This is a genomic window from Mucilaginibacter sp. 5C4 (assembly GCF_034345625.1).
Taxonomy (GTDB): Bacteria; Bacteroidota; Bacteroidia; order Sphingobacteriales; family Sphingobacteriaceae; genus Mucilaginibacter; species Mucilaginibacter aurantiaciroseus.
This window is the reverse complement of sequence record NZ_CP133775.1, coordinates 3,755,957-3,780,146: the sequence shown is the minus strand read 5'-3', so window position 1 is coordinate 3,780,146 and position 24,190 is coordinate 3,755,957. Positions and strand designations below refer to the sequence as shown.

The following is a 24,190-nucleotide window of genomic DNA, read 5'->3' as shown; positions in this document are numbered from 1 at the left end:
GCTATTTTATTATAGGTAAAAAACTATATCATTGCGAGGAACGCAGTGGCGTGGCAATCTTAGAGGGCGGGCGGATATGCTGAGATTTCCACGCTATCGCTCGCAATGACATAGAGCTTAATTATCCCAATATCTGCTGATACAACCTAAAATAATCCTCCGCCATTTTTTCCTTGGAGAACTGAGAGTTAGCCCACTCCCGGCAATATGCTCGATCAATGGAACCAAGCTGACCTATAATATCCACCGCTTCGTTCACAGTATTTACTAAAAAACCTGTTTTTTCGTGTTGGATCAGTTCCGGCATCGAGCCTTTTTTGAAAGCGATAACTGGTGTGCCGCAAAGCATGGATTCCGCTACACTCATGCCGAAAGGTTCGGCAAAGTTTATTGGGTGCAACAGGGCCAGGGCATTGCCCAAAAGCTCGTTACGCTTATCGGGGCCGGCGGGGCCAATGTATTCTATCTGGTCGTTAAGCTGTGGTTCTACTTGTTCTTTAAAGTAGTTTTCATCCTGGATAATACCCGCAATTATTAGCCTTTTATTCGCCTTTTTTGATATCTCAATCGCCTCTAAAGGGCCCTTATCGTGGTGGATCCGGCCAAAATAGAGCAGGTAATCCTGAGGTTGTTCAGTAAACTTAAAGTCTTTGGTATCTAAGCCATTGTAAACGGTAGCAATGTAATCCAACTCAGCGCTGCGGTCTGCATTGCTGATGGATACATAATGCCCACGAGAATTGTATTTCTTATAAACCGGTATGATCCGTGGCGATGAAAAACCATGTATGGTAGTGATAACCGGGGTGTTGATGAGCCCGGTATAACTCAGCGGCAAAAAATCAAAGTTGTTATGGATGATATCAAAATCGCCGGCTTGCTCCATCAGGTTGCTTATGTGCAGGCACTCTAAAACTTTGGCATCCTGGGTGCGTTCTTCCTCGTAACCCTGTTTGCAAATGGATTGCAGTTTACCTTCGGTGATGGAATCGCCGGTGGCAAAAAGGGTTACATCAACGCCAAGTTTAATTAAGCCTTCGGCAATGTTAGAGGCAACCTGTTCCCACGGGCCGTAGTGCCTGGGCGGTGTGCGCCAGGCAACGGGTGCTAATATCGCTGCTTTCATCTTTAGCAGACTTTTAACTGCTGGTCATCGGATATTTTATTATACTCATACTCCAGCTCGAAAGCTTTCAATACGGTAAGGTGCGATATCATGTACGCCAATGTACTTTCGGCGCCCTGGTTACGGTTGATACCTGTTGGCAATAAACCGTCGCAACAGCCTTTAGTTTCGTGGTCGTACAATGGTGCCCGCAACGAATTTTCGCCCAGGAACCATTTGTAGGTCAGGAACATTTTCTCGATATATTGAGGCTTGCGGAAGATCTGGTAAGCCTGGAAATGCATCAGCACCATAGCCATCGTTTCTATAGCCTGCTGATCGTAAACCGGGAACTTGCCGCCACGGTGGTACCATCCCTCGTTACCAACCGGGCTTAAATAACCGTTTGATAGTGTAAGTTTATCCAGGAAGGCCATAGTTTTTAACGCGATGTCTTTCGCTTTTTGGTTACCTGTTATTTCGCAAGAATGTAATAACGCTAATGGAAGGATCGCGTTATCATAGGTCATGCTTTCTTCAAACCATTCCCAGTCATCGCTGCGGATAGTTTCGTAAGCATCAATTAATGGCTGTGTCAAGCGTACCAATTCGGCAACCATACCTTCATCTGTAGGGAAGGCCTGTAGGTACAAAGAGATACCAATAATGGTATTTGCCTGCCCGCGGATATGTTTTAACGCGCTAAAGTGCGGGTAAGATTTATGGAAGATCTCCATTGCAAATTCGCGATAGGAATTGCTTGCCGCACAGCTAATTAAATATCCCAATGCCCAAATGGTACGGCCGAATGAATCTTCTGACCCAACCTCGTCCAAATACTGGCGACTAAAACTCAGGAAATTACGGAAGTTACCGTCATCCGTTTGCATGTAATGGATGTAACTTAAATATATGGGCAGCAATTTAAATGCTTCATTGCTTCCGCTGCGCTGGTATGCCATTAATGCCATGATCAATGCGCGGGCGTTATCATCTAAACAATAGCCTTCTTTTAAGTTAGGGATACCATATTTAGCATGTTGCACAATACCGGTATCATCCGTTAAGCGCAATATGTGCGTAAGACTAAACTTTGGTAATACTTCCGGGTCAACAATGCTGTTCTTTAAGATCTTGTCGCTAAAATCGTGTTTTGCGGCAGCTTCCTGTGCAACGCGGATAAACTCGGCGCCGGTGGCAGGCCAGCGTAAATGCAGGCCATATTCGTAAGCGTTTGATTTTAATTCATCAAGCACTTCTTTATCATCCAAAAGTTCGTTAACGGTTTCAGCCAAGGCTTCCGAATTTTTAAAGTCGAACAAACGGCCGCGGCCATCTGCTAAAAGTTCGGTAGCATGCCAGTATGGGGTTGATACTACGGCAGCACCTGCACCCACAGCGTATGATAATGTACCGCTGGTGATTTGCGCTTCGTTCAGATATGGGGTTACGTAAACTTCGGCTGCTGTAAGGTAGTCTATCAGTTCATCCTCGGCTACAAACTTATTAATGAATGACAGGTGCTTGGACACATTAAGCTGCGCGGCCAATGTTTTCAGGTGGTCGCGATATTCCTCGCCCGAGTTTTTGATAACGCCGGGGTGGGTGTTACCCAACACAACGTACATTACATCGGGGTGTTTCTCTACTATTTTTGGAAGGGCCTTTACAACGGTTTCCAAACCTTTGTTACGGCTAAGCAAACCAAACGTTAGCATTACACGGTGGTTTTTAAACTGGCTCAGGTTTTTAACCGGGTTAATTTCCGGTGCTTCCAGGTCTGGTACGCCGTGCTCTATAATTTGAATTTTATCTTCGGGGATATCGTAAATGGTGGTCAAAAACTCAACCGCGCGTTTGCTCATCACGATGATCTTTGAAGATTGCTCGGCAATTTCGCGGATGATGATACGCTGTACATAGCTTGGGTCTTTTAATATGGTGTGCAGTATAGAGATCAGCGGTTTCTCTAAACGGTTGATGAGCGGTAGAATATAGATCCCGCTCTCGCCGCCGTAGATCCCAAATTCGTGTTCTAAAATAACAGCATCCGCAGTACTGGTATTGATATAGTTTGCAGCGCGGATATAATCTTTTTGATGATTTTGGCGGATAACATATTTAACATGCGAGGGGTATTCGTACTCCTGCAAATTTTCGGAATCGTTAAGGGCAACCACAAATCCCCCCTCAAGCGGGCTCTTCCTATCGGGAAAGTTTGCATTGATGGCGTTCATTAAATTATGGTTGAAGGTAGCGATACCGCACTCGCGGGGAGGATAGGTAGATATGTATGCGATTTTCATATTGTAAAGTAGCTGTTATTATCGTTTTAATAGTGGAATGCTTATTTTTTAGCAAAAATCAAACCCACCGACCCGAAAAGTATGCACTGTTGACCTCAAAAACGATAGTTATGTTGGTATAAGGCATATTTGCACAGGCGCATATCACACAGCATAAACTATACCAATAAACCAAAATAAAGTACCTGAACTTTCTTTTTACAGTTAAATTATTAATTAAAATTAAAATGAAAAGCAGATGAAATTACGTTATTGCAAATTATCTGTATGAAAATCAATGGCCTGTGTAATGATGTTACAGGCATTTATCAATTGCTCGTTAGTGATAATAAGCGGAGGGGCTAAACGCATAGAATTACTGCAATGCAGGAACCAGTCGGTAATTACACCATTTTCTATACAGGTATCAATAATTTTTTTGTTCAGTTCGAAGCTTTCAAACTCGGCGGCCAGCATTAAGCCTTTACCGCGGATCTGTTTGATGGCCGGATGAACGAGGTGTTCGCGGATGATCACTTCCTTTTCAGCAACCCGGTCAATCAGGTTCTCATCAAGCAAAACTTCTAAAGCGGCGAGGCCGGCTGCGCAGCAAACAGGGTGGCCGCCAAAGGTGGTAATATGCCCGAGGATAGGATTTTCTTTAAATACCGACATCATAGCCGCCGAAGATACAAAAGCGCCTACAGGCATGCCGCCGCCAAGCGCTTTGGCAAGCAGCAGTATATCGGGCACAATATCAAAATGCTCAAATGCGAAAAGTTTACCCGTACGGCCAAAAGCAGCCTGGATCTCGTCCAATATTAGTAACGCGCCAACATCGGTGCAACGTTTACGCAGGGCCTGCATGTAAGCAACATCCGGCACACGGATGCCCGCTTCGCCCTGGATGGTTTCTAAAATAACACAAGCGGTTTGCTCGGTTATCAATTCAAGATCGGGCAGATTATTAAGGCTCATGAAGTTAATGCCCGGTAACAACGGGCGATAAGCTTGTTTATATTCCTCGTTCCCCATTACGCTTAGCGCACCGTGGGTACTGCCGTGGTATGAGCCTTTAAAAGCTAACATCTGCTGCCTGCCGGTGAAGCGTTTGGCCAGCTTAAGAGCGCCCTCAACCGCCTCGGAACCCGAGTTGGTGAAGTAAACAGAGTTTAATGTTTTGGGCAGGATGCTCACTAATTTCTGAGCGAAGCATACTTGCGGGGTTTGTACATATTCGCCGTACACCATCAGGTGCATGTATTTGTCAACCTGGTTTTTAACGGCCTGCACTACTTTTGGGTTGCTATGGCCCAGGTTGCTTACCCCAATGCCCGAGATGAGGTCGGTATAGGCTTTGCCTTCGCTATCGTACATGTAAACACCTTCTGCACGTTCAAACTCCAGCAGTAGCGGGAAATGGGTTGTTTGGGCGTTATTATTAAGAAATAGCTGGCGAAGGGTTAACATGGATGTTGTTTTAACGTTGGAATGTTTTAAGGTTACAAAGTTAGCAGTATTGTTGAAAACCTGGAATGCAATAGGTGAAGAACTGCAGCCTTCCCGGAGTAGTTTATTAATGAAAAAAATAGGCTTACTTCAATCTTAATTGAATGTTTTATCCATCAAACAAATGGGTAAATATTTAATATGTGGTCGCTCAGATGGTATATTCCGGTCATCAGACATGGGCAAAACATGGAAAAACTGTTACTTCCTGCTATAGAAAATTATGGCTTCAATTTATCTGTTTCAGGCAACGTAATTTATGTCGTAACAAATAAAGGATATTGAAAAACTCCAAACTCAGAAATAATATGTATTGCTGATCTTCAATGATTCAACTCCGCTAATTCCCCGCGCGTACGCTGCGCTCGCTGAATGTTTTGATGAGTTCGTGGGTAAATTCAACCTCGCTTTTATACAGGGCACTTACTTTTTCGGGAGGTAAGATCTTTAGGAACTCATCACGGTAGTGCTTGCGGATCTGTACCATCTGGTTATCGTACTCCAATTCTTTATCAATCTGCTCCATACCGTTGGCAGATGAACTGGAATTATTTTGTTTCTTCAGGATCTTGATAGCGGTAAGATCCTCCTGGTACTGGCGGTAGATAGGCCAAAACTTGCGCGATTCGTCTGAAGTAAGTGAAAGTTGCTGGCCAATAAATTTATCGCGGGCTGCCTGTAGTTTTGGGTTACGTATAATCCTTGCCTTTGTTACAGGCGAGGGGCGGCGGAAGTTATTTACCTGCGCAAAAACATCGTCGTTACCTATTGCAAATACTAATAAAAAGAAAATATATCTAAGCAGCCTGTTCATTAAAAGTATTATTAATTAATATCAATATAATCCTGAAGATCGGCATTCAGGGCATCAGTATTAATTTGCTTGTCGTTATCCATTAAGCCACGCGTATCGTTGGCGTCTATATTTAATTCAAGGTAGTCTTTAATTTCGTCTACCGGTATGTTTGATACCTGCTTGTGCAAAAGCGTTTGCGAATGCGCAACCGGTTGTTGTGCCTCCCTCAGGAATGCGCCTGTACCAACAATTAGTAATACACAGGCAGCAGTTGCATATTTAAAGGTGTTTGATGCCCAAAGCTTACGTACAATAGTTTTACGTATTACAGCCTCCTGGTTAATCGTTTTATTTAAAATATCGCGGTTAAGCTGTTCAAAATAATTATCCGGAACGGTAAACGCAGGTTCTTTCTCCAGCAATTCCTCCACGGCAATGCGGGCGGTTATCTGCTGCTGCAGGTTATCAAAGTAACCGGCCGGCACGCTAAAGCTTTCGGCTTCGCTGCTTGCGGCGGTTTCAATGTTGATGCGGCTTTGTATATTTTGGGTAAGCTGGTCAAAATATCCCGTGGGCACTGCAAAACTTTTTTCTTCGGTACCTGCAATTGCCTCGATATTTATTCTGCTTTGGATATTCGTGTTTAATTCTTCAACGTAATTTGTTGGCACAGCAAATCCCTGTGCCATATCATCACTTTTTAATTCATTTAATTTTATAAGGGACAATATGCGCTTACCGGCCTCTTCAAAATAGCCGGATGGCACTGTAAACGGGGTTTCTTTCGAAAACCGTTCAAGTGACATTTCATCGCCCGCCCATTCGTTATTCTCCATATCGCTTTTCATACTCTCTTATAGATGAATAAACTTTCAAAAGGTTTAATGCTAATTTAAATATTCTACCTAATTAATCGATATTGGTTACAAACGCTTCAATCTTTTTAACCGCAAGGTGGTATGATGCCTTTAAGGCACCTACGCTTGTGCCCAAAACCTCGCTCATTTCTTCATATTTCATATCATCAAAATACTTCATATTAAAAACAAGTCGCTGCTTATCGGGCAGGGTTAAAATGGCATCCTGCAATTTACGCTGAATCTGGTCGCCGGTGAACTGGTCCGAGCTCGACAGTGTGTCTGCCAGCTCAAAATCCACATCATCAAGCGATATATTGTTCTTTGCTTTTTTCTTGTTCAGGAAGGTGATGCATTCGTTGGTGGCAATGCGGTACATCCAGGTGTACAGCTGTGCATCGTTACGGAAACCCGGAAGGTTCTTCCAGATCTTGATGAATACATCCTGTACAATATCGTCGGCATCGTCATGGTCAATAACCATACGGCGCACATGCCAGTATATTTTTTGCTGATACTTTTTCAGCAAAAGGTTAAATGCCTCGTTACGGGTCTTTTCGTCCCTAAACTTACTGAGTATCTCTTCGTCTTCTGCCTGAATGGCCATCTATTAAAATTTATCTTTAAATAAATATAAAGCGTTTTTGTTTGATATAAGTTTTAACCCCCCTCTATAAGCCCCCTCTAAATCTCCCCAGGTAGGGGAGACTTTTAATTCTTGGGTGCGGCTTACAACAAGTCTAATACCTGCTGTGAAGAATTTTTTGTATCAACCTTCTCAATCACTTTATCAATAATACCATCGCCATTGATGATGAAAGTAGCGCGGGCGGTACCCATATATTTTTTACCGTACATGTTCTTCTCCACCCAAACGCCGTAAGCTTCAACAATGCTATGGTCTGTATCGGCAATCAAAGTAAATGGCAACTGGTATTTGGTCTCGAATTTTTTATGCGATTTTTCGTCGTCCACACTCACCCCAATAACCTCAAAGCCCTTGCTCAGCAACGATTGATAATTATCCCTAAAACTGCAGCTTTCTGCCGTGCAACCCGGGGTATCATCTTTTGGGTAAAAGTAAAGGATAACCTTTTTGCCTTTAAAATCACCTAATGAAACGGGTGCGCCGTTTTGGTCGTTAGCTGTAAAATTCGGGGCTTTGTCGCCTGCTTTTAGTTCTGTTGCCATTACCTGTAAAATTCTGCTGTGAATGTACTAACGTTATTTTTTGCATCAGTAACCGTAAACTCAAATTTATGTTTGCCTGCGGCGATGCTGTTATCAAAGGTATAACTTAAAACCTTTGTTTTATAATCCCACTCTACCAGTACCCATTTGCCGTCAATTTTACCTACGTAGCTTTTAATACCACTCAAGTTATCGCTCATGCGCAGCTTAATGGCCCTTAAAGCCTTCATATTACTGCCATTGCGAATGTTAATAGGGGTGATGATCGGCGGAACGGTATCGATCTTGATATAATAATCGCCAAAGACTTTGGCTGTAGCCTTTACCCAGCCACCTTCGTAGGTGCCGCCTATACTGCCCGTGGCCGCGTTTACAATTACCGCTTTATCTGCATTGGCGCCAAGGTTTACGTCGGGTTTTATCCAAAGGTCGTACCCGTCATGTATGGGCGTTAATTTATTGTGGATGCGATGTGTTAACGATACTGCCCCCGGTTTTGCCGGCATAGCCGAATAGATGAAATCCAGGTCATCATACAGGTTGCCCGGCATAATGCTCACTTTAACTTTATCGTTGGCAAACTCGCTTTTACGGTCATAATGCAGTAAAGTGCCTGTAGGTTTCTCAGGAATGGCACTATCCGCCGAGGTATTGGATTGCACTTTTAATGTTAGCGTTGACGTATTCCCGGCTATATCTTTCACCACATATTCCACCTCATGAATTTTATCATCATTAAAGGCCATAATGCCCCGGTTGATAGATTGTGGGTACAGCGAGATGCGACTGCCGGGCAATATAAAACACTTTTGCACCCAGCGGCGGGCGGTTATAAACGCGGGATAATCTATATAAGCGTTAATGGCATGCGTTTGATCGAACGCGAAACGTTCTACCGCGAAGGTGTACATGGTAGCGCCATCCAGTTTCAGCTCCAACGAATAAATACCGTTGCGGTTAATGGACGCGCTGTTTTGATCGATAACCGATATGCCGAAACCGGTATTGCCACTAAGGTTAAGCACCTGCGGTTTGGTTAGGTGGTAGTTGCCGTTTGCGCCGATGACCGCTAAAAATTCTTTGGGCGTTTTATCGCTGAATGGGTTGCCGTTTAAATGATAGATGCCTATTGCCGTAATAGTCGGCGGGATCTGGTCAGGAATGGTTAAGCCGAATAGTTGCGGGTTGATGGTTTCTTGGGTTAAGGTGTCACGGATCTCAAAGTGCACGTGCGGCCCTGCTGATGCACCACGGTTGCCGGATACCGCTACTACATCACCCTTATTTACTTTATACGTACCAACCGGCATGGCTATATCAGCCTCGTAGGTTTGGTTTTTGTATTGGTAATCGCGAATGTATTTTGCTATCTCGGGGGTAAAAGCTTCGATGTGCCCGTAAACGGTGGTGTAGCCGTTTGGATGGGTAATGTACAAAGCCTGCCCAAAACCGCCAAACTGCACGCGTACCCTGGAAATATAACCATCGTATGCGGCATGTACCGGGAAACCAATGCGCTGGTTGGTTTTAAAATCTAACCCCGAGTGGAAATGGTTTGCCCGCAACTCGCCAAAAGAACCAGCCGTAGTTGGCGGCAGATCTAAAGGGTAACGGAACTGGTTTTTGGGATATTGTTTGCTTTGGATAACGTCCTGGGCGCGGGTGATAGTGCTTGTAATAGAAATCGTGACAGCGATTATAAAAAAACGAAATGACAATTGCGTAGTACTGTATCTATTTAACATAAAAATCTAAAAGCTTTTCACCCTCCAAAAATCCTTCTAACCTGTCACCGACGGCAACTTTGCCAACGCCTTCGGGAGTGCCTGTAAATATCAGGTCGCCTTTTTTTAGGGTGATGTACTGGGAAACAAAGGCTATTATACGCTCAAACGAAAAGAGCAGATCTTTGGTATTGCCTTTCTGGCGGATTTCGCCGTTTATGTCCAGGTTAAAGTTTACGTTGTAGAGGTCGGCAAATTTATGTTTGGGTAAAAAGTTGCTGATGGGGGCGGAATTATCAAAAGCCTTGGCCAGTTCCCAGGGCAGGCCTTTCTCTTTGTGTTTCGATTGGATGTCGCGTGCGGTAAAATCAACGCCAAGGGCTATCTCCTCAAAATAGTTTGAAGCGAATTTCTCGTTGATGTGCTTTCCTTCTTTACTCACCTTTAGTACTATCTCTATCTCGTGGTGGATATCCTGCGAAAACTCCGGGTGGTAAAAGGGTTTATTGTCCTTAAGCAGGGCGGTATCCGGCTTCATAAATATTACCGGGGTGGTAGGCACGGGGTTATTTAATTCTTTGGCGTGCTCGGCATAGTTGCGGCCAATGGCTATTATTTTCATAAACAAATGTTATAACGCCAAAATTATAAACTCTAAATTCTAAAACCTAATCCCGATAGCTATCGGGACTAAAAAAATATTGGAAACTTTCTTTCCGGATGTACGGAATACGCCGTCGCATATATCAAAATGTTCACGTTCACGATCGTGAACACACAAGGGTAACGCTGGAGGTGTTCATAATCAGTAATTTAAGAAATTGACAACTGACAAAATGGTGCCACCATGGCTGTCAAATATTTTAATACCTAAATTGAAAAATGTCGTTAAAGAATTACTCACCCTTCAGGGGGCTGGGGGGCTTACAGTATTACCGAAATGCGCTTATTAACCGACTCCGTACCGACCACTATCCGCACGAAATAAAAACCGCGGGTTAGTTTATTGGCAACGTTGTAGCTGATGCTTTGATCGCCAAACTCCACCCTTTGCGATTGCAGGGTAAGTACATTATTGCCCAGTATATCCATTACGTTTACATTAACAAACGCGCTACGGGCTACCGTGTATTTTACGTTAATAATATCGGTAACGGGGATAGGGTATACCTGTACGTTGGTAAGCAACTTATCATCGGGCCTCGATAAATTGATCTTGGCTGTTGATACCGCATTTGGTTTTAAAGGGGGCAGGGCCAAGTGCAGGCCGTTCTTTAAATATGATGCTTTGGTTTTTGCTTTAATGGAACGCAGGTACGATGAGTCACTTTTTTGGGCGTTAACTCCTTTTGCAAGCGCAAAATTCACAGCTATTGCCAGCGCAATTACGGTGAACCAGGAATTAAGATAAGTAGATTTTCGAACCATATTATTATGAACTTTACAAAAGTATAAATAAAGCGCTCATCAAGTGATAATGTAACGATTATTTAAATAATTTTAACAATTTTTAACAAAAAAAGGCTTTGTTAGTTATTGTATTCATAAGACTTATACGTTTATAGATAGTTTAAGTTGTAATGGTTTTTTTTAATAGTTTTGTATCTTTTTAAAATATAGTGTCAAATCATAAAGATCTGCAAAAACTATCAGCCGCGGGGCTGCTTATTAGTTTAGGAATAATTTACGGTGATATAGGTACATCACCTTTGTACGTGTTTAAGGCTATCATTGGCTCCGAACACTCGAGCAATTCGCAACCTATATCGCAAGTTTTGGTACTGGGAGGCGTTTCCCTTATCTTCTGGACCCTTACGCTACAAACCACCTTAAAGTATGTTATTATCACCCTCCGGGCCGATAATAAAGGCGAGGGTGGTATCTTTTCGCTCTTTTCGCTGGTGCGCCGTAAAGCAAAGTGGCTTGTTGTGCCTGCCGTAATAGGAGGGTGCGCGCTGATTGCAGATGGTATCATTACACCGCCGATCACCATTTCATCGGCAATTGAGGGGTTACAAACTTATTATCCGCAATTACCAACGGTGCAAATAGTCATCGCCATTATTGCCGTGCTGTTTATTATACAGCAGTTTGGTACATCGCTGGTGGGTAAGGCATTTGGGCCTATCATGTTCATTTGGTTTACCATGATGGGCGTTTTAGGCGTATCGTTTATTGTGCAGATGCCATCTATCATCAAGGCTTTAAACCCTTATTACGCTTACCAGTTGCTCTCGTCGGACTATAACGCCTTCATCATATTAGGTGCGGTGTTCCTGTGTACAACGGGAGCCGAGGCTTTGTATTCAGATCTTGGGCACTGCGGCCGCGATAACATCCGCATCAGTTGGATCTACGTAAAATCCTGTTTGGTATTAAACTACCTTGGGCAGGCGGCATGGCTGTTACAGCGTGAAGGACAAGTGATAAACCTGAACCTGAACAATCCTTTCTACAAAATAATGCCCGAGTGGTTCCTGATATTTGGGATAGGTATAGCCACTATCGCGGCAGTTATTGCCAGCCAGGCCTTAATATCCGGGTCGTTTACGCTGATAGCCGAGGCGGTTAGGTTAAACTTATGGCCAAAGGTGCGCATCAATTACCCGTCAGAACAAAAAGGACAATTATACGTACCAAGCGTTAACTGGCTGCTATGCGCCGGTTGTATTGGTGTGGTATTGCTGTTCCAGCATTCGGCACGTATGGAGGCGGCTTATGGTTTAAGTATTACGGTAGCCATGTTAATGACCACGATACTGGTATCCAAATTCCTGCAAAGGAAAAAACTGCCTGCTTATATTATCGGGACGTTCCTATTGGTTTATTTGGTTATCGAAGGTACCTTCCTGCTGGGTAATCTGGTGAAATTTATCCATGGTGGCTGGTTTACGTTATCTATCGGTTTTGTGTTGTTCATTATCATGTGGACCTGGCACGATGCCCGTAAGATCAAGAACCGCTACGTTAAGTTTATTGAAATAGACGATTACTTCAACATTATTAAAGAGATGAGCGAGGACGAAAGCGTACCCAAATATGCTTCGCAACTGGTTTATTTAACCAGCGCTAACTTTAATTCGGAGGTAGAATCGAAGATCATATACTCTATCCTGCAAAAGCAACCTAAGCGTGCCGATGTATATTGGTTGGTACACGTTGATGTGGTGGATGAGCCTTACAAAAGCGAATACGAGGTAGACTTTTTGGTGCCGGGTAAACTGATCCGGATCGACTTTAAACTCGGTTTCCGTGTAGAGCAACAGATAAACCTGTTGTTCCGAAAGGTAGTTGAGGATTTGGTTAAGAATGGTGAGGTTGATATAACCAGTACCTACAAATCTCTAAATAAACACAAAATTGTGGGCGACTTTAGGTTTGTGGTGATCGAGAAAGTGCTATCGCGCTCGCATAACCTGTCGTTTTACGAGAAAGTAGTGATGTTCCTGTACGGACATCTTAAAAGGATCAGCCTGTCAGAAGAGCGCAACTTTGGCCTCGACCTAAGTTTTGTAACGGTAGAAAAAGTACCGTTGATGCTTACCTCGCCCGAGAGTGTAAAGATAGACCGGATAATGCCGCAATAGGCGTTATCAAAATATATAGCAAAGGCTGCCTGTGAAAATGGGCAGCCTTTGCTGTTATATGCTGATCTAAGCGGATATAAGTTAATGATGTTCCCGCAGGGTCTCTCGTAGAGAATCCTGCGAATCTGTAACTTGCAACGCAGGGCCCTTTTCAAGAGACCCTGCGAGGACGAAAGGAAATTTTATGTTCCCGCAGGGTCTCTCGTAGAGGACCCTGCGGATGTACAGACAATTATAACGCAAGGTCCTTTTTCAAGGGGCCCTGCGACGACGACGAACAGATCCTTCGCTATCGCTCAGGATGACAAGTCGCCAAACAAAAAATGCCGATGTCTCCATCGGCATTTAAATATTGTAGAAGTAATTACCTACCTCGCTAAATGGGCATTTTCGCCTTTACCCAGTTTACTATGCTTATAACCGTAAGTAAAGTAAATAACAAGGCCTATGATAAGCCATGCCAGGAAACGGATCCAGCTGTCGTAATCAAGTTCGGCCATTAGGTAAAAACAACTTGCAAGGCCTAATACAGGTATCAGCGACAGTTTTTTAACAAACGATAGCACGGCCAAACTTGCGGAAAGTATGATAAACAAAAAGTAAGGGAACTTATGGTGCAGCGCTTCGCCGCTAACTAAGTTAACGATGTTATGGCGGAAGAAGAACACGCCCACTATAAATAACACCGGCACTATAAATTGCGAATTAATGTATGGCAAGTGAAACTTTCCTTTAACAGCCGCTTCGCGTGGTAATAAAAGTACGCCGCCGCATACCAATACAAATGCGAATAAGGTGCCTATGCTGGTTAGGTCGGTTACTACGGTAAGGTTTAAGAACAGGGCAGGGACCCCAACTACAAAACCGGTAACTATAGTAGCGAACGATGGCGTGTGGTATTTGGGGTGGATGCGCGAAAATACTTTCGGCAATAAACCGTCGCGGCTCATGCTCATCCAAATACGGGGCTGGCCCAGTTGGAATATCAGCAACACACTCGCGGTAGCAATAACCGCACTAATAGAAATTACATAACTGATGTTTTTTAACCCAACTTTAGCGAATACAAACGCCAGCGGATCACCAACCCTAAGTTCTTTATAGCTAACCATACCGGTTAACACCAATGCTATCAATACATATAAAACGGTGCAAATAACCAGCGAGTAGATCATGCCACGGGGCAAATCTTTTTGCGGGTTTTGGCATTCTTCGGCCGTGGTAGATATAGCATCAAACCCAATGTAAGCGAAGAAAACCCCCGATACGCCTTTCATCACCCCACCAAAACCGTTTGGTAAAAATGGGTGCCAGTTAGCCGGTGTAACGTAAAAAAAGCCTATCACAATAACTACTAATACAATGGCGATTTTTAAATAAACCATGGCGTTGGTAGCCTTTTTGGTTTCGCGGATGCCGATGTAAACCAAGTAGGTTATGGCGCATACTATGGCCAACGCAGGGATATTGGCGATCAGTTTGATATTGCCTATCATGGGCGCTGTGGTCCATGCCAGGGCATTTTCTTTTAACGTATCTGTAATGGCAGCAAGGTTATGGCTTACCGTTAATTTCGTCACTTCTTCGTGTGCTCTAAATGCCGACAGGTAATCGGTATATAAAAATTTAGGCATGTGGATGCTAAAGCCCTCCAGCAGGTTCACAAAATATTTACTCCAGGATATGGCTACCGCGATGTTGCCGATGGCATATTCCATCAGTAGATCCCAGCCAATTATCCAGGCAATTAATTCGCCAAAAGAGGCGTAAGCATAGGTGTAAGCGCTGCCTGCAACGGGTATGCGCGATGCAAATTCTGCATAACACAGGGCAGAAAACCCACAGGTAACGGCTGTGATGATGAATAATACACTAACCCCCGGCCCGCCCTGGAACGCGGCTTCGCCGATGGTAGAGAAGATGCCTGCGCCAACAACGGCGGCAATCCCCATCAGAGTTAAATCCTTAACATTTAGCGCTTTTTCGAGCTGGGGTGCGCTGCCCGGGTGTTCACTATCACTAAATCCGCTGGCTACATCGGCCAAAATTTTAGAAACAGATTTTCTGCGAAATATACTCTTAGACATGTATTTTAATCAGTTTGGTCTTTCCAAACCAAACATAACCATTTTTTTGCATTGAAAAAGTATATGCTAACTTTGGCAACGATGAATGCAGGCGCTAAAGATGTTTTATACAAAATACGATACCTTTTTATCCCTTACATAACCCTGTTATGTGCCTGCCTGGTGATCAAATTGCTCTTCACCCGGACGGAGATCTTCTTCGCTGTGAACGGCATCCACAGCGATTTTGCTGACGCTATTGAACCATACATCACCCACATTGGCGATGGGTTTACGGTTATAACACTCTCTCTGATTTTTGCGCTGTTCAACTACCGCGCATCTTTCCTGATGATCACCAGTTACGCTTTAACGGCTTTAACCGCGCAGATCTTAAAGTTTAGTTTTGATATGCCGAGGCCAAGGGTTTATTTTGAAGATCAACTCGATAAAATTCACTTTGTGAAGGGGCTATACATTTTGGCAGTACACAGTTTCCCATCCGGGCATACGGTAACGGCATTTTCGGCAGGGGTGGTTATCACTTACCTGGCCAAGAATAAAAGCTGGGGCCTACTGCTGTTTTTTGTGGCGGTGATGGTAGGCTACTCGCGCATGTACCTGAGCCAGCATTTTTTTGAGGATGTAACGGTAGGCTCGGTAGTAGGCGTTTTTATAACGCTGGCATGGCTAACCTTTATCGACCGTAAAAAATTTATAAACAGCCCCCGTTGGGATAGGGGACTGCTTACAAAGTCTTAAATTACGCTTCTTCGCGCTCTTTCTTTTTCTTGCGGATAACTACCACGACAATTATGATAATGATTAGCGGTACGCCGCCAAACAAACCATACATAACTGCCGGCGATAAACCATTACTCATAGATAGGTATTGGTCGGTACGTTTCAATTCCGGCGATACCTTGATGGAACCCGAGTAAGCTTTATATTCCTCTTTCACTACGTCTTTTCTTAACTCTTCGTAGTAGTACTCAAAAGTATAGGTAACATCTTGTGTGTAGATGATGATGAAGTTACGCTCCTGCAGGCCCGCGCCCTGGTCGGTTTCCAGTGTAAAGGTTTTGGCTTTTAAGTGGCCGATGGTAGTATCGCGCACGTTTTGGGTGCTACCATCTGCCTGGCCTTTTATGCCTTTGATATAATCTTGCAGTACTTTATTTAAGTCGCGTTCCTTTTTTAGCGGCTCGTTGTTATTGGCATTTGGTGCGCGGATAACCACCATGTAACCATAAGAACCATTACCAGAATAAATGGATTGGCCCAGAGTATCTTTCTTTATATATTTCTCCGGAAGGGAGATGGTAACCAGGCTATCTATCTTAACCGGCTTTAATGGGATCTGTGCAAATGCGGCAGTTGCCGACAGTATTATGCTGAACAATACAAGTATCTTTTTCATAGTTTGTTAAACTTAAAAAACACATATAAGTTTCAACATATTTTAAAATAATGGGTTGCGCGTATAGGTAAACAGCTTATATACATAGGCTTGCCATAGTCGTACTGCTGTGATATTGAAGCAGCATCTGGCATTACAAGCAGGGTGTCAAATTGTGAGCCCTGCGTTTGCCTTGCATACGGGCGCAGGGTCTCTTTTCAGAACACCCTGCGAAAACATTATAGAACAGGCAAAAAAAAGCCCTCTCGGGTTGGAGAGGGCTGATGGTATTTTTAGATCTTATCCATTTCGGCTTTTACAAATTCTGCCAGTTCTTTGACATAGCCCGCGCTGAAATCAAATTTGATACCGGCGGTTTCGTAAATTTCGGTAATGGTTTTGGTGTAACCCAGTTTTAGGGCATCCAGGTATTGCTGCAGGCCTTTTTCGGGGTTCTCTTTGTAGTTTTTCCAAACGGCTATGGCGCCAAGCTGGGCCATGCCGTATTCGATGTAGTAAAACGGCACTTCAAAAATATGCAATTGTTTTTGCCACAGGTTTTGCCCGGCTTGCGGGTGCTCGCTCCAATCGGCAAAGCCTGCCCCAAATGGTTCGTAGATCTTTAACCAGGCCTCGGTACGCTCGGCATCGGTATGGTTCGGGTTAGTGTAGATCCAGTGTTGAAACTGATCTACCACGGCAACCCATGGCAGGGTTTTCAATACATCAAATAACTGATCGCGTTTAGCGCGTTTCAGGTCTTCCTCGTTATCAAAAAACACATCCCAGTTATCCATCGATATCAACTCCATAGACATGGAAGCCAGTTCGGCAACCTCGCTTGGGCAGTGTTTAAAATCGTTTAGCTCCAGGTCGGCAGTCAGGAAGGTGTGTACCGCATGGCCTCCCTCGTGCACCATAGTGGTCAGGTCGCGGAAAGTGTTAGCCGAGTTCATGAAGATGAACGGCGCGCCCGTTTCAGATAGCGGGTAATTATAACCACCCGGCGCTTTGCCTTTACGGCTTTCCACATCAAACAGGTTGTTATCTTTCATGATCTCTAAACGCTCGCCCAGGTAACGGTTGATGTTGCTAAAGCATTGGATAGATTTCTCTACCAGCTCGGCACCGCTGTTAAACGGTTTCAAAGCAGGTTTGCCCGAAATATCAACATCCATATCCCATGGCTTTAAAGCATCGAGACCTAAAGCTTCTTTGCGTTTTTCGGCCTGCTCGCGCAGGATGGGTACGATCTCGGTTTCGATAGCCGCGTGGAAAGCGTAGCAATCCTGCGGGGTGTAATCAAAACGGCCAAGCGCCTGGAACATGTAATCCCTAAAGTTCTCAAACCCGGCATTCAAAGCCACCTTATGGCGAAGGGCACGCAGGTGATCGAATAGGGTATCCAGCACTGTTTTTTCCTGCAGGCGGCGGGCGGTTATCTTTTCCCAAACTTCCTGCCTTTTGCTACGGTCGGTATCTTTTAGGAAAACAGAGGCTTGTTCCAATGTATATTCTTTTTCGCCGATGTGCACGCTCATGGCGCCGGTTATCGACTGATATTTTTGCTGCTCCACCTGGATCTCGGTTTGCAATGGAATATTCTCCTCACGGAAAAGCTCCAGAGATTTTTTCACCGCGCGCAGCATAATGTAGAATTTCTCCTCATTCAACTGGTCTACAAACTCGCTGTTAACTAGTTTTTTGTTTAGCTCGTTATTGTAGGGCGCTGTTTGTGGTTCTATCTCAGTAGCAAAGTACTGAAAACTTGCCAGCAGTTCTTCGCTGTTGGTATCACAGGTCATGCGGATGTAGCGCCATGCAAAATCCTCTTCAAGCGCGGCTTGTAGTTCGCTGCCATCTTTAAGCCATTGCTCCAACTCTTCAACAGAATTTATAGAGCGGTTAAGCAGTTCTTTGTATATCGGTTCCAGCGTTTCCCATTTAATTTCAAGGTCGGCAGGGATGTAGGTTCTTGTTTTTTTATGGATCATATAATTGATCTGCAGATGTGCAGATATGCAAATGTGCAGATTATTTGGGAAGATGGAAAGACCGTAAGCCGTTAAGCCGTAAAGATGTTATAAAAATAAAAGTCCGAAAGCTTTTATCTTACGGACTTCCCAATTTCTGCGGCTTTTCGGACTTTATTCCGGTTTATATATTGTCCTCGCAACCTCTTTTATCCCATCCTCATAACTGGTGGGTTTAAAATTAAAGGCCTTTTCAAACTTATCGCTGTTGAAGATATAGTCATGATCTGTCTGGTAATACATTTCTACTGTGCCGGCAATGAGTTTGTCAAACAAGCCCAGGATCCATAGCATAAACTTGCGTACCCGCATAAATTTTGGTTTAACGCCATAGATACGTGCGGCAAGTTCTAAAAACTGCTGACCCTTCATTACCGGGGCGGTTGGCAGGTGCCAGATCTGGTTGTCGCTTTCGGGGTGTTGGCCCAGTAGGTACATGGCGCGGCCTGCATCGGGGATGTAGATGAAATTATGCAGCTTGTTTGGGTCCCCCATCCACTGCGCGATTTGTTTTTTGGCGTATTTGGATAGCACCATCATATCTAAAAAAGCATTGGTGCTGGTAGTGCCGTAAAAATCCGGCGCGCGGGCTATGGTGGCGTTGAGGGTGCCGGCGTTAACCTCTTTCATAATAGTATCGGCAATGGCGGCACGTACTTTACCCTTTTCGCTAATGGGGCGGTAGGGCGTATCCTCTTTCATGGGGCCGTTAACCAGGCCGTACATGTACACATTATCGAAAAATATCAGCCGGGCGTTGTTCTCTTTGGTTACATTAATAACGTTTTGGATGACTATAGGCCATTGCTCGCGCCATATATCGGCATCGTAAACCAAACCTGCGCATAAGTATATTACGGTTGAACCTTGTGCGGCTTCCTGCACTTGTTTGTAATCTAACAGGTCTGCTTTGCGCCAGGTTAAGTTATTGCCTTGTATATCTACCGGGCGGCGGCTAACCAGCCTTACCGGTTCATGATTCTTTAAAAATTCGTTGGTTAGCGCGTTTGCTACCGGCCCGCCGGCCCCTAATATGGTGTGCATAGTGTTTTCGTTTTGATGTATATTGCAAATGTACGGTAACCTTGAAAATCAAAACGTTAACAAAAGATAAGAAAAGCCCCCTCTATATCTCCCCGGTAGGGGAAACTTTAAATATGGAAGGCAATAAAGTTGTATGAAAGTCCTCCCTACAGGGGAGGATTAGGAGGGGCTTAATATCCTCTTCCTGATCCTGGAAAGCGATACAGGCGTGATCCCTAAAAAGTTAGCGATGTAATGTTGCGGTATGCGCTGCAAAACATCTTTGCCGGTTTGCAGGAGTTTTAGGTAACGTTCTTCGGGTGTTTGGGTGAGGAAAGCGGTTATCCGGTCTTCGTAGCACATCAGGTAATGCTCGGCTACCAAGCGGCCAAAACGTTCCATTTTGTAGGCCAGCATGGGGTTATTAAGCATAGCATCCATACTTTTCCTGCTGATGAGGATAATGGTGCTGGGTTCCAATGCCTGTATGTAATTAATTGCCGGTTCGCCTGTTAAGAAACTTTTGTAGGAACTTGCCAATTCATTCTCGAAACTGAAGTAACCCGTAATATCGTTACCATCAATAACATTGTAATAACGTACAGAGCCGCTCAAAATAAAGCCAAAGTAGTTGCAAACCTTACCGGCCTCAACAAAATGCTGTTTCTTTTTATAACTTGCTACCTGTAAGTGTTGAATGAATACGATCCACTCGGCCTCGTTAAACGTAACGTAGGGCGTAATGCGCTCACGGAACTGATTTAACTGTGCCTGTGTTAGCGCATCCATACCCTATCCATTAAAAAGAAGGCCGCGAATACCACGCTGGCAATGCCGTTTGTGGTCATAAAGGCGAAGGTTACCCGGCTCAGGTCGTTTGGTTTTACAAGGGTGTGCTGATAAATAAGCATCGCACAGAAGAATACGATGCCGATGTAGTATAGCCACCCAACATTGGTATAAAATACCGGCATCAGCACAAACGCCGCCGAAAATACGTGAAGTACCGATGATAGCCTTAAGGCATTTACCTTACCCAACCATGCAGGGATAGAGTGCAGTTTTTGGTCGCGGTCAAAGTCCTCATCTTGCAAGGCATAGATAATATCAAAACCACTCACCCAGCAAAGTACTGATAGCGAGAAAAAGATAGGTGTTAGCGCAAACGCACCGGTCACCACCAAATAAGCGCCTATAGGGGCCAGCGATAAACCTAAGCCCAATACCATGTGGCAAAGCGCGGTAAAGCGTTTGGTAGCGCTGTAACCTAATACCACTAATAAAGCAATGGGCGACAGGTAAAAGCAAAGCGGATTAATAAACCAGGTGGTCAAGATAAACAAACCACAGTTAACCAGGGTAAAGGTTAATGCCGCCACGGGACTAATTCTCCCTGCGGGGATGTCGCGCTGTTTGGTGCGCGGGTTTTTAGCGTCGATGTTCCTGTCCAGGTAGCGGTTAAACGCCATGGCCGAGTTACGGGCAAATACCATACACAATAGCATCATCACCAGTTTTTGCCACTCAAATTTATGATCTGTAGTGGTAACCGCCAAAAAGAAGCCGATGAAGGCAAACGGCATGGCAAATATGGTATGCGTAAACGTTACGAGAGAGAAGTATTTTTTCATTGTTATTTATAGTTCCACTCTTGAGAGGGGTTAGGGGTGTGTTCTAAAATATGCTTAACAAACACACCCCATTAATGTTAGTACGGTTTGTTGTGTATGTGCTCCCCTCTCAAGAAGGGAACCAAAAACCTTTATTTATAGTGCTCTTCATCAAACTCCGGCACTTCAAAACTATTGTTAATGTTGCCTATAAAACCAAGTATTTCATCGCGGCCGGTATGCAGTTCAGATGAGGTTACAAAATGCTGAGGCGCTTCTTCAAAAAAGTCCAGCATCGCTTTGCGGAACTTGGCTACATTTTGGTCTGTTTTAAGGTTGCTTTGTTTATCGGCCTTAGTAAATATCAAAACAAACGGCAGGCCTTTTTCGCCCAGCCAGCTGCAAAATTCAAGATCTATTTTTTGAGGCTCCAGGCGGCTGTCAATCAGCACCATTACGCACTGCAGGCTCTCTCGCTTGTCAAGGTAGTTTTGGATGAATTTATTCCAATCGGCTTTTTTGGTTTTGGATGCACGGGCATAACCATAACCCGGCAAATCGACAATAAACCAGTTCTCGTTCACCAAAAAGTGGTTGATGAGCTGTGTTTTACCCGGCGTTTGTGATGTTTTTGCCAGCCCCTTTTTTTGAACCAGCATATTTATCAATGATGATTTACCAACGTTGCTCCGGCCAATGAAAGCATATTCGGGCTTTAAAGGCGGCGGCAGTTTAGATACCTGGGTATTGCTGCAAATAAAGTCGGCAGATTTTATGATCATGCTGCAAAGGTAGGGTATTATGTTGAAAGGTTGTAAAGCTGGAATGTTATGACAAGTTCAAAGTAAATGTTTAAACATCTTTTTACTTATTGCTGATACAAACAACATTCCAACCTTGTAACTTTACAACATTTAAACATGTAATTTATGAGCGATTATAAGATCCCGGCCCAAACCCGCATTGGCCATGTACATTTAAAAGTAAGCGATCTGCAAAAATCGATGGCCTTTTATTGCGACCTGCTGGGTTTTGAATTGGTAACCATGTACGGCGACCAGGCGGCGTTTATCTCTGCCGGGGGTTATCATCACCATATAGGGTTAAACACCTGGCAAAGTAAAGGTGCGCCACCCGCGCCGCAATATGCTCCGGGCTTGTTCCATACGGCTATATTATATCCTGAAAGAAAAGACCTTGCAGCTATTTTACAGCGACTGATAGATAATGAATACCCGCTTACCGGCGCATCAGACCATGGCGTATCCGAAGCCCTTTACCTGGATGACCCGGATGGTAACGGCGTTGAATTGTATTGGGACAGGCCAAAAGATAAATGGCCAACCGATGAGCATGGCAATTTAACCATGTACACCCGCCAGCTGGGTTTCCCGGGATTATTGGCTTTGTTAAAGTAAAACTATTCGTTAAGCATATATTTATTTACACCGGCGGCAGGTTGCCATTTGCTGCCGGGTTCGTAGTAATGCCATAACAGGGCCGATACTTTTTTGATAAGTATATCAGCCTCGTTGTCTTTTGTCCAACGCTGGTCCTTATTGTTTTTGGTGATAACGGAGAATACATAATCGCCGTGCGGGGCGTTCACCAAAACCGTTTCAGATCTGGATGCATCAACTGCCCCTTGCTTAGACATGGTTTGCACATATGGCGGGATCTGCGATAGCGAGGTTTCGTCCCAAAAGATGCGGTTGAGCATGCGGCTCATGCGTTCGCTGGCGGCCGGGCTAACTACCTTACCCTGTCGGATCATGGTAAACAGGCGGCACATTTCGCGCGGCGTGGTTACCCCCCAGCCGTACTTTTCCCAAAAGGATCGGCGCGCCGGGATGCGCGAGTTAACCCGCATCACTTTAAAACCATTAGCATCCAGCAAATTGTTAATATATTCGCCACCTACCAGTTTTTGCAGCCACACACTGGCGGTGTTATCACTCATGGTGATCATTAGCAGGGCAACTTTACTCAGCTGTATGGTATCTTTATCTTTAAACGATCCCAGGATATCCTCGCCCGCGTAAAGCAACGAATCGCGGTAAACCAGCTTTTGGTTGTATTGCATTTCGCCTTTTTCTATCTTATCCATCAACCCGCTTAAAATACTCACCTTGATCATGCTGGCGGTAGGGAAGAGAGTATCAGCATTTATCGCCACTGTTTTTCCTGTTTTTAAATTCTGCACGTAAATGCCAACATCGCCGTTGAAACCTTTGGTAGCGGCTTTTAATTGGGCAATAAGTTTTGCATCGGTTTGGGCCAAGGTTGTGAGGGTGGAGAGGAGGAATATGGATAAAAAGATGTATCTCATTATAGATGATTTAGAGTAGTTAAACGAATATAAATAAATTTTGTAAATTTGAGTATGCAAATTCAGGTTGATATTGGCTTTAATGACTTGGTAGAGATCGTAAAAAATCTACCCAAGGATAAGCTATTGCAGTTAAAAAGGGAATTGGAAGAAAAGCCCGCAAAAGTTGAAAAAGACCAGTTTAGAGAACTTTTAATAAACGGCCCCACGTTTTCTGACGAACAGGTTGCAACAATGGAAGAAGCACATAAAGCTATTAATCAATGGCGGACAAAGTAATTTTAATTGATACCTCCATCCTTATCGACCACTTCCGAAAGTCGAATAAATCAAACTCCAAGCTTATTGCGTTATAGGATCAAGGGTATGAATTTCGAATCTCCGTTGTAACTGAATTTGAAATCTATTCGGGAGCCCCTGATTCACAAATAGCATATTGGCAGCAATTCTTAGCGGGCATTAGCATTCTTATATTCGATAGTAAAGCATCAGAACAAGCCGTAGATATCTATAAGAAATTAAAATTGGCAAGTAAGCAGATTGATAATGCCGATTTATTTATAGCAGCTATTGCGCTAAGTAACAATTTACCTATAGCAACCTTAAACAAGAAGTATTTTGAGCGTATTGATGATTTGGTACTAATCGATTAACAGCTTATCTCTCTTAAACCCTT

The 24,190-nt window shown here is 44.1% G+C and carries 23 protein-coding genes; 5 read left to right on the top strand and 18 right to left on the bottom strand.

Features of this window, described 5'->3' with window-relative positions; all coding sequences use genetic code 11:
* Window positions 1–121: 121 nt before the first annotated feature.
* From RHM67_RS17760 to RHM67_RS17715, 10 genes are all read right to left on the bottom strand, one after another.
* Window positions 122–1,126 carry a glycosyltransferase family 4 protein gene (locus RHM67_RS17760; RefSeq protein WP_322228444.1) on the bottom strand — a complete coding sequence of 335 codons (1,005 nt, stop codon included), beginning with the start codon at window positions 1,124–1,126 and terminating at the stop codon, window positions 122–124.
* Between the two features lie 2 nt (window positions 1,127–1,128).
* Window positions 1,129–3,411, bottom strand: coding sequence for a glycosyltransferase family 4 protein (locus RHM67_RS17755; RefSeq protein ID WP_322228443.1), 2,283 nt, complete (start codon window positions 3,409–3,411; stop codon window positions 1,129–1,131).
* Between the two features lie 249 nt (window positions 3,412–3,660).
* Entirely contained in the window at window positions 3,661–4,860 is a 1,200-nt protein-coding gene (locus tag RHM67_RS17750) for an aspartate aminotransferase family protein (RefSeq protein WP_322228442.1), read from the bottom strand.
* A 379-nt stretch (window positions 4,861–5,239) separates the two neighbouring features.
* Window positions 5,240–5,713 (bottom strand): hypothetical protein, encoded by a 474-nt coding sequence (locus RHM67_RS17745; RefSeq protein ID WP_322228439.1) that lies wholly within the window; start codon window positions 5,711–5,713, stop codon window positions 5,240–5,242.
* Between the two features lie 11 nt (window positions 5,714–5,724).
* The gene (locus tag RHM67_RS17740; protein WP_322228436.1) at window positions 5,725–6,543 is read right to left on the bottom strand and encodes a hypothetical protein; all 819 of its coding nucleotides are present in this window, start codon (window positions 6,541–6,543) and stop codon (window positions 5,725–5,727) included.
* Between the two features lie 61 nt (window positions 6,544–6,604).
* Window positions 6,605–7,159: an RNA polymerase sigma factor gene (locus tag RHM67_RS17735; RefSeq protein ID WP_322228434.1), complete on the bottom strand. Its 555-nt coding sequence runs from the start codon at window positions 7,157–7,159 to the stop codon at window positions 6,605–6,607.
* A 122-nt stretch (window positions 7,160–7,281) separates the two neighbouring features.
* Entirely contained in the window at window positions 7,282–7,743 is a 462-nt protein-coding gene (gene bcp, locus RHM67_RS17730; RefSeq protein WP_322228432.1) for a thioredoxin-dependent thiol peroxidase, read from the bottom strand.
* Window positions 7,743–9,461, bottom strand: coding sequence for a M23 family metallopeptidase (locus tag RHM67_RS17725; protein WP_322228430.1), 1,719 nt, complete (start codon window positions 9,459–9,461; stop codon window positions 7,743–7,745). The genes bcp and RHM67_RS17725 overlap by 1 nt, the downstream gene beginning before the upstream one ends.
* Before the next feature lie 16 nt (window positions 9,462–9,477).
* On the bottom strand, window positions 9,478–10,089 hold the full coding sequence (locus tag RHM67_RS17720) for a fumarylacetoacetate hydrolase family protein (RefSeq protein ID WP_322228428.1): 612 nt from the start codon (window positions 10,087–10,089) through the stop codon (window positions 9,478–9,480).
* A gap of 302 nt (window positions 10,090–10,391) precedes the next feature.
* Window positions 10,392–10,895 (bottom strand): T9SS type A sorting domain-containing protein, encoded by a 504-nt coding sequence (locus RHM67_RS17715; RefSeq protein WP_322228426.1) that lies wholly within the window; start codon window positions 10,893–10,895, stop codon window positions 10,392–10,394.
* A gap of 191 nt (window positions 10,896–11,086) precedes the next feature.
* Here RHM67_RS17715 and RHM67_RS17710 point away from each other — a divergent pair, with 191 nt between their 5' ends.
* Entirely contained in the window at window positions 11,087–13,054 is a 1,968-nt protein-coding gene (locus RHM67_RS17710) for a KUP/HAK/KT family potassium transporter (RefSeq protein ID WP_322228424.1), read from the top strand.
* Window positions 13,055–13,422: 368 nt separating this feature from the next.
* Here RHM67_RS17710 and RHM67_RS17705 read toward each other — a convergent pair whose 3' ends face one another.
* On the bottom strand, window positions 13,423–15,141 hold the full coding sequence (locus tag RHM67_RS17705; protein ID WP_322228423.1) for an amino acid permease: 1,719 nt from the start codon (window positions 15,139–15,141) through the stop codon (window positions 13,423–13,425).
* Window positions 15,142–15,192: 51 nt separating this feature from the next.
* Here RHM67_RS17705 and RHM67_RS17700 point away from each other — a divergent pair, with 51 nt between their 5' ends.
* Window positions 15,193–15,882 carry a phosphatase PAP2 family protein gene (locus RHM67_RS17700; protein WP_322228421.1) on the top strand — a complete coding sequence of 230 codons (690 nt, stop codon included), beginning with the start codon at window positions 15,193–15,195 and terminating at the stop codon, window positions 15,880–15,882.
* A 1-nt stretch (window position 15,883) separates the two neighbouring features.
* Here RHM67_RS17700 and RHM67_RS17695 read toward each other — a convergent pair whose 3' ends face one another.
* The 6 genes from RHM67_RS17695 to yihA all read right to left on the bottom strand — a co-directional run bounded on the left by RHM67_RS17695 (window position 15,884) and on the right by yihA (window position 21,967).
* Window positions 15,884–16,540, bottom strand: a complete 657-nt coding sequence (locus tag RHM67_RS17695; RefSeq protein WP_322228419.1) for a GGIII-like transmembrane region-containing protein — start codon at window positions 16,538–16,540, stop codon at window positions 15,884–15,886.
* Window positions 16,541–16,812: 272 nt separating this feature from the next.
* A complete protein-coding gene (locus tag RHM67_RS17690; RefSeq protein ID WP_322228418.1) occupies window positions 16,813–18,513 on the bottom strand; it encodes a M3 family oligoendopeptidase in 1,701 nt (566 codons plus the stop codon).
* 153 nt (window positions 18,514–18,666) lie between these two features.
* Window positions 18,667–19,596, bottom strand: coding sequence for an NAD-dependent epimerase/dehydratase family protein (locus RHM67_RS17685; RefSeq protein WP_322228415.1), 930 nt, complete (start codon window positions 19,594–19,596; stop codon window positions 18,667–18,669).
* A 159-nt stretch (window positions 19,597–19,755) separates the two neighbouring features.
* Complete coding sequence (locus tag RHM67_RS17680) at window positions 19,756–20,364, bottom strand: Crp/Fnr family transcriptional regulator (protein ID WP_322228412.1); 609 nt, start codon at window positions 20,362–20,364, stop codon at window positions 19,756–19,758.
* A complete protein-coding gene (locus tag RHM67_RS17675; RefSeq protein WP_322228410.1) occupies window positions 20,352–21,206 on the bottom strand; it encodes a UbiA-like polyprenyltransferase in 855 nt (284 codons plus the stop codon). Before RHM67_RS17675 ends, RHM67_RS17680 begins: the two co-directional genes overlap by 13 nt.
* Before the next feature lie 131 nt (window positions 21,207–21,337).
* Window positions 21,338–21,967 (bottom strand): ribosome biogenesis GTP-binding protein YihA/YsxC, encoded by a 630-nt coding sequence (gene yihA / locus RHM67_RS17670; RefSeq protein WP_322228409.1) that lies wholly within the window; start codon window positions 21,965–21,967, stop codon window positions 21,338–21,340.
* A 147-nt stretch (window positions 21,968–22,114) separates the two neighbouring features.
* On the opposite strand from yihA, the gene RHM67_RS17665 reads away from it, so the two are divergent.
* Window positions 22,115–22,603 carry a VOC family protein gene (locus tag RHM67_RS17665; RefSeq protein ID WP_322228407.1) on the top strand — a complete coding sequence of 163 codons (489 nt, stop codon included), beginning with the start codon at window positions 22,115–22,117 and terminating at the stop codon, window positions 22,601–22,603.
* A gap of 2 nt (window positions 22,604–22,605) precedes the next feature.
* Here RHM67_RS17665 and RHM67_RS17660 read toward each other — a convergent pair whose 3' ends face one another.
* Window positions 22,606–23,514, bottom strand: a complete 909-nt coding sequence (locus RHM67_RS17660; RefSeq protein ID WP_322228404.1) for a serine hydrolase — start codon at window positions 23,512–23,514, stop codon at window positions 22,606–22,608.
* A gap of 48 nt (window positions 23,515–23,562) precedes the next feature.
* Between RHM67_RS17660 and RHM67_RS17655 the strand changes: the two genes are divergently transcribed.
* Together RHM67_RS17655 and RHM67_RS20695 are read left to right on the top strand one after the other, a co-directional pair.
* The gene (locus RHM67_RS17655) at window positions 23,563–23,793 is read left to right on the top strand and encodes a hypothetical protein (protein WP_322228402.1); all 231 of its coding nucleotides are present in this window, start codon (window positions 23,563–23,565) and stop codon (window positions 23,791–23,793) included.
* Between the two features lie 98 nt (window positions 23,794–23,891).
* Window positions 23,892–24,167, top strand: a complete 276-nt coding sequence (locus RHM67_RS20695) for a type II toxin-antitoxin system VapC family toxin (protein WP_323519435.1) — start codon at window positions 23,892–23,894, stop codon at window positions 24,165–24,167.
* The last annotated feature ends 23 nt before the right edge of the window (window positions 24,168–24,190 follow it).

Bases quoted from the DNA above. Each gene is read 5' to 3' on its own strand.
- RHM67_RS17665 (WP_322228407.1), top strand. From the start codon at position 22,115: ATGAGCGATTATAAGATCCCGGCCCAAACCCGCATTGGCCATGTACAT.
- RHM67_RS17685 (WP_322228415.1), bottom strand. From the start codon at position 19,596: ATGCACACCATATTAGGGGCCGGCGGGCCGGTAGCAAACGCGCTAACC.
- RHM67_RS17720 (WP_322228428.1), bottom strand. From the start codon at position 10,089: ATGAAAATAATAGCCATTGGCCGCAACTATGCCGAGCACGCCAAAGAA.
- RHM67_RS17760 (WP_322228444.1), bottom strand. From the start codon at position 1,126: ATGAAAGCAGCGATATTAGCACCCGTTGCCTGGCGCACACCGCCCAGG.
- RHM67_RS17660 (WP_322228404.1), bottom strand. From the start codon at position 23,514: ATGAGATACATCTTTTTATCCATATTCCTCCTCTCCACCCTCACAACC.
- RHM67_RS17690 (WP_322228418.1), bottom strand. From the start codon at position 18,513: ATGATCCATAAAAAAACAAGAACCTACATCCCTGCCGACCTTGAAATT.
- bcp (WP_322228432.1), bottom strand. From the start codon at position 7,743: ATGGCAACAGAACTAAAAGCAGGCGACAAAGCCCCGAATTTTACAGCT.
- RHM67_RS17715 (WP_322228426.1), bottom strand. From the start codon at position 10,895: ATGGTTCGAAAATCTACTTATCTTAATTCCTGGTTCACCGTAATTGCG.
- RHM67_RS17755 (WP_322228443.1), bottom strand. From the start codon at position 3,411: ATGAAAATCGCATACATATCTACCTATCCTCCCCGCGAGTGCGGTATC.
- RHM67_RS17675 (WP_322228410.1), bottom strand. From the start codon at position 21,206: ATGAAAAAATACTTCTCTCTCGTAACGTTTACGCATACCATATTTGCC.
- yihA (WP_322228409.1), bottom strand. From the start codon at position 21,967: ATGATCATAAAATCTGCCGACTTTATTTGCAGCAATACCCAGGTATCT.
- RHM67_RS17705 (WP_322228423.1), bottom strand. From the start codon at position 15,141: ATGTCTAAGAGTATATTTCGCAGAAAATCTGTTTCTAAAATTTTGGCC.
- RHM67_RS17695 (WP_322228419.1), bottom strand. From the start codon at position 16,540: ATGAAAAAGATACTTGTATTGTTCAGCATAATACTGTCGGCAACTGCC.
- RHM67_RS17740 (WP_322228436.1), bottom strand. From the start codon at position 6,543: ATGAAAAGCGATATGGAGAATAACGAATGGGCGGGCGATGAAATGTCA.
- RHM67_RS17680 (WP_322228412.1), bottom strand. From the start codon at position 20,364: ATGGATGCGCTAACACAGGCACAGTTAAATCAGTTCCGTGAGCGCATT.
- RHM67_RS17735 (WP_322228434.1), bottom strand. From the start codon at position 7,159: ATGGCCATTCAGGCAGAAGACGAAGAGATACTCAGTAAGTTTAGGGAC.
- RHM67_RS17750 (WP_322228442.1), bottom strand. From the start codon at position 4,860: ATGTTAACCCTTCGCCAGCTATTTCTTAATAATAACGCCCAAACAACC.
- RHM67_RS17745 (WP_322228439.1), bottom strand. From the start codon at position 5,713: ATGAACAGGCTGCTTAGATATATTTTCTTTTTATTAGTATTTGCAATA.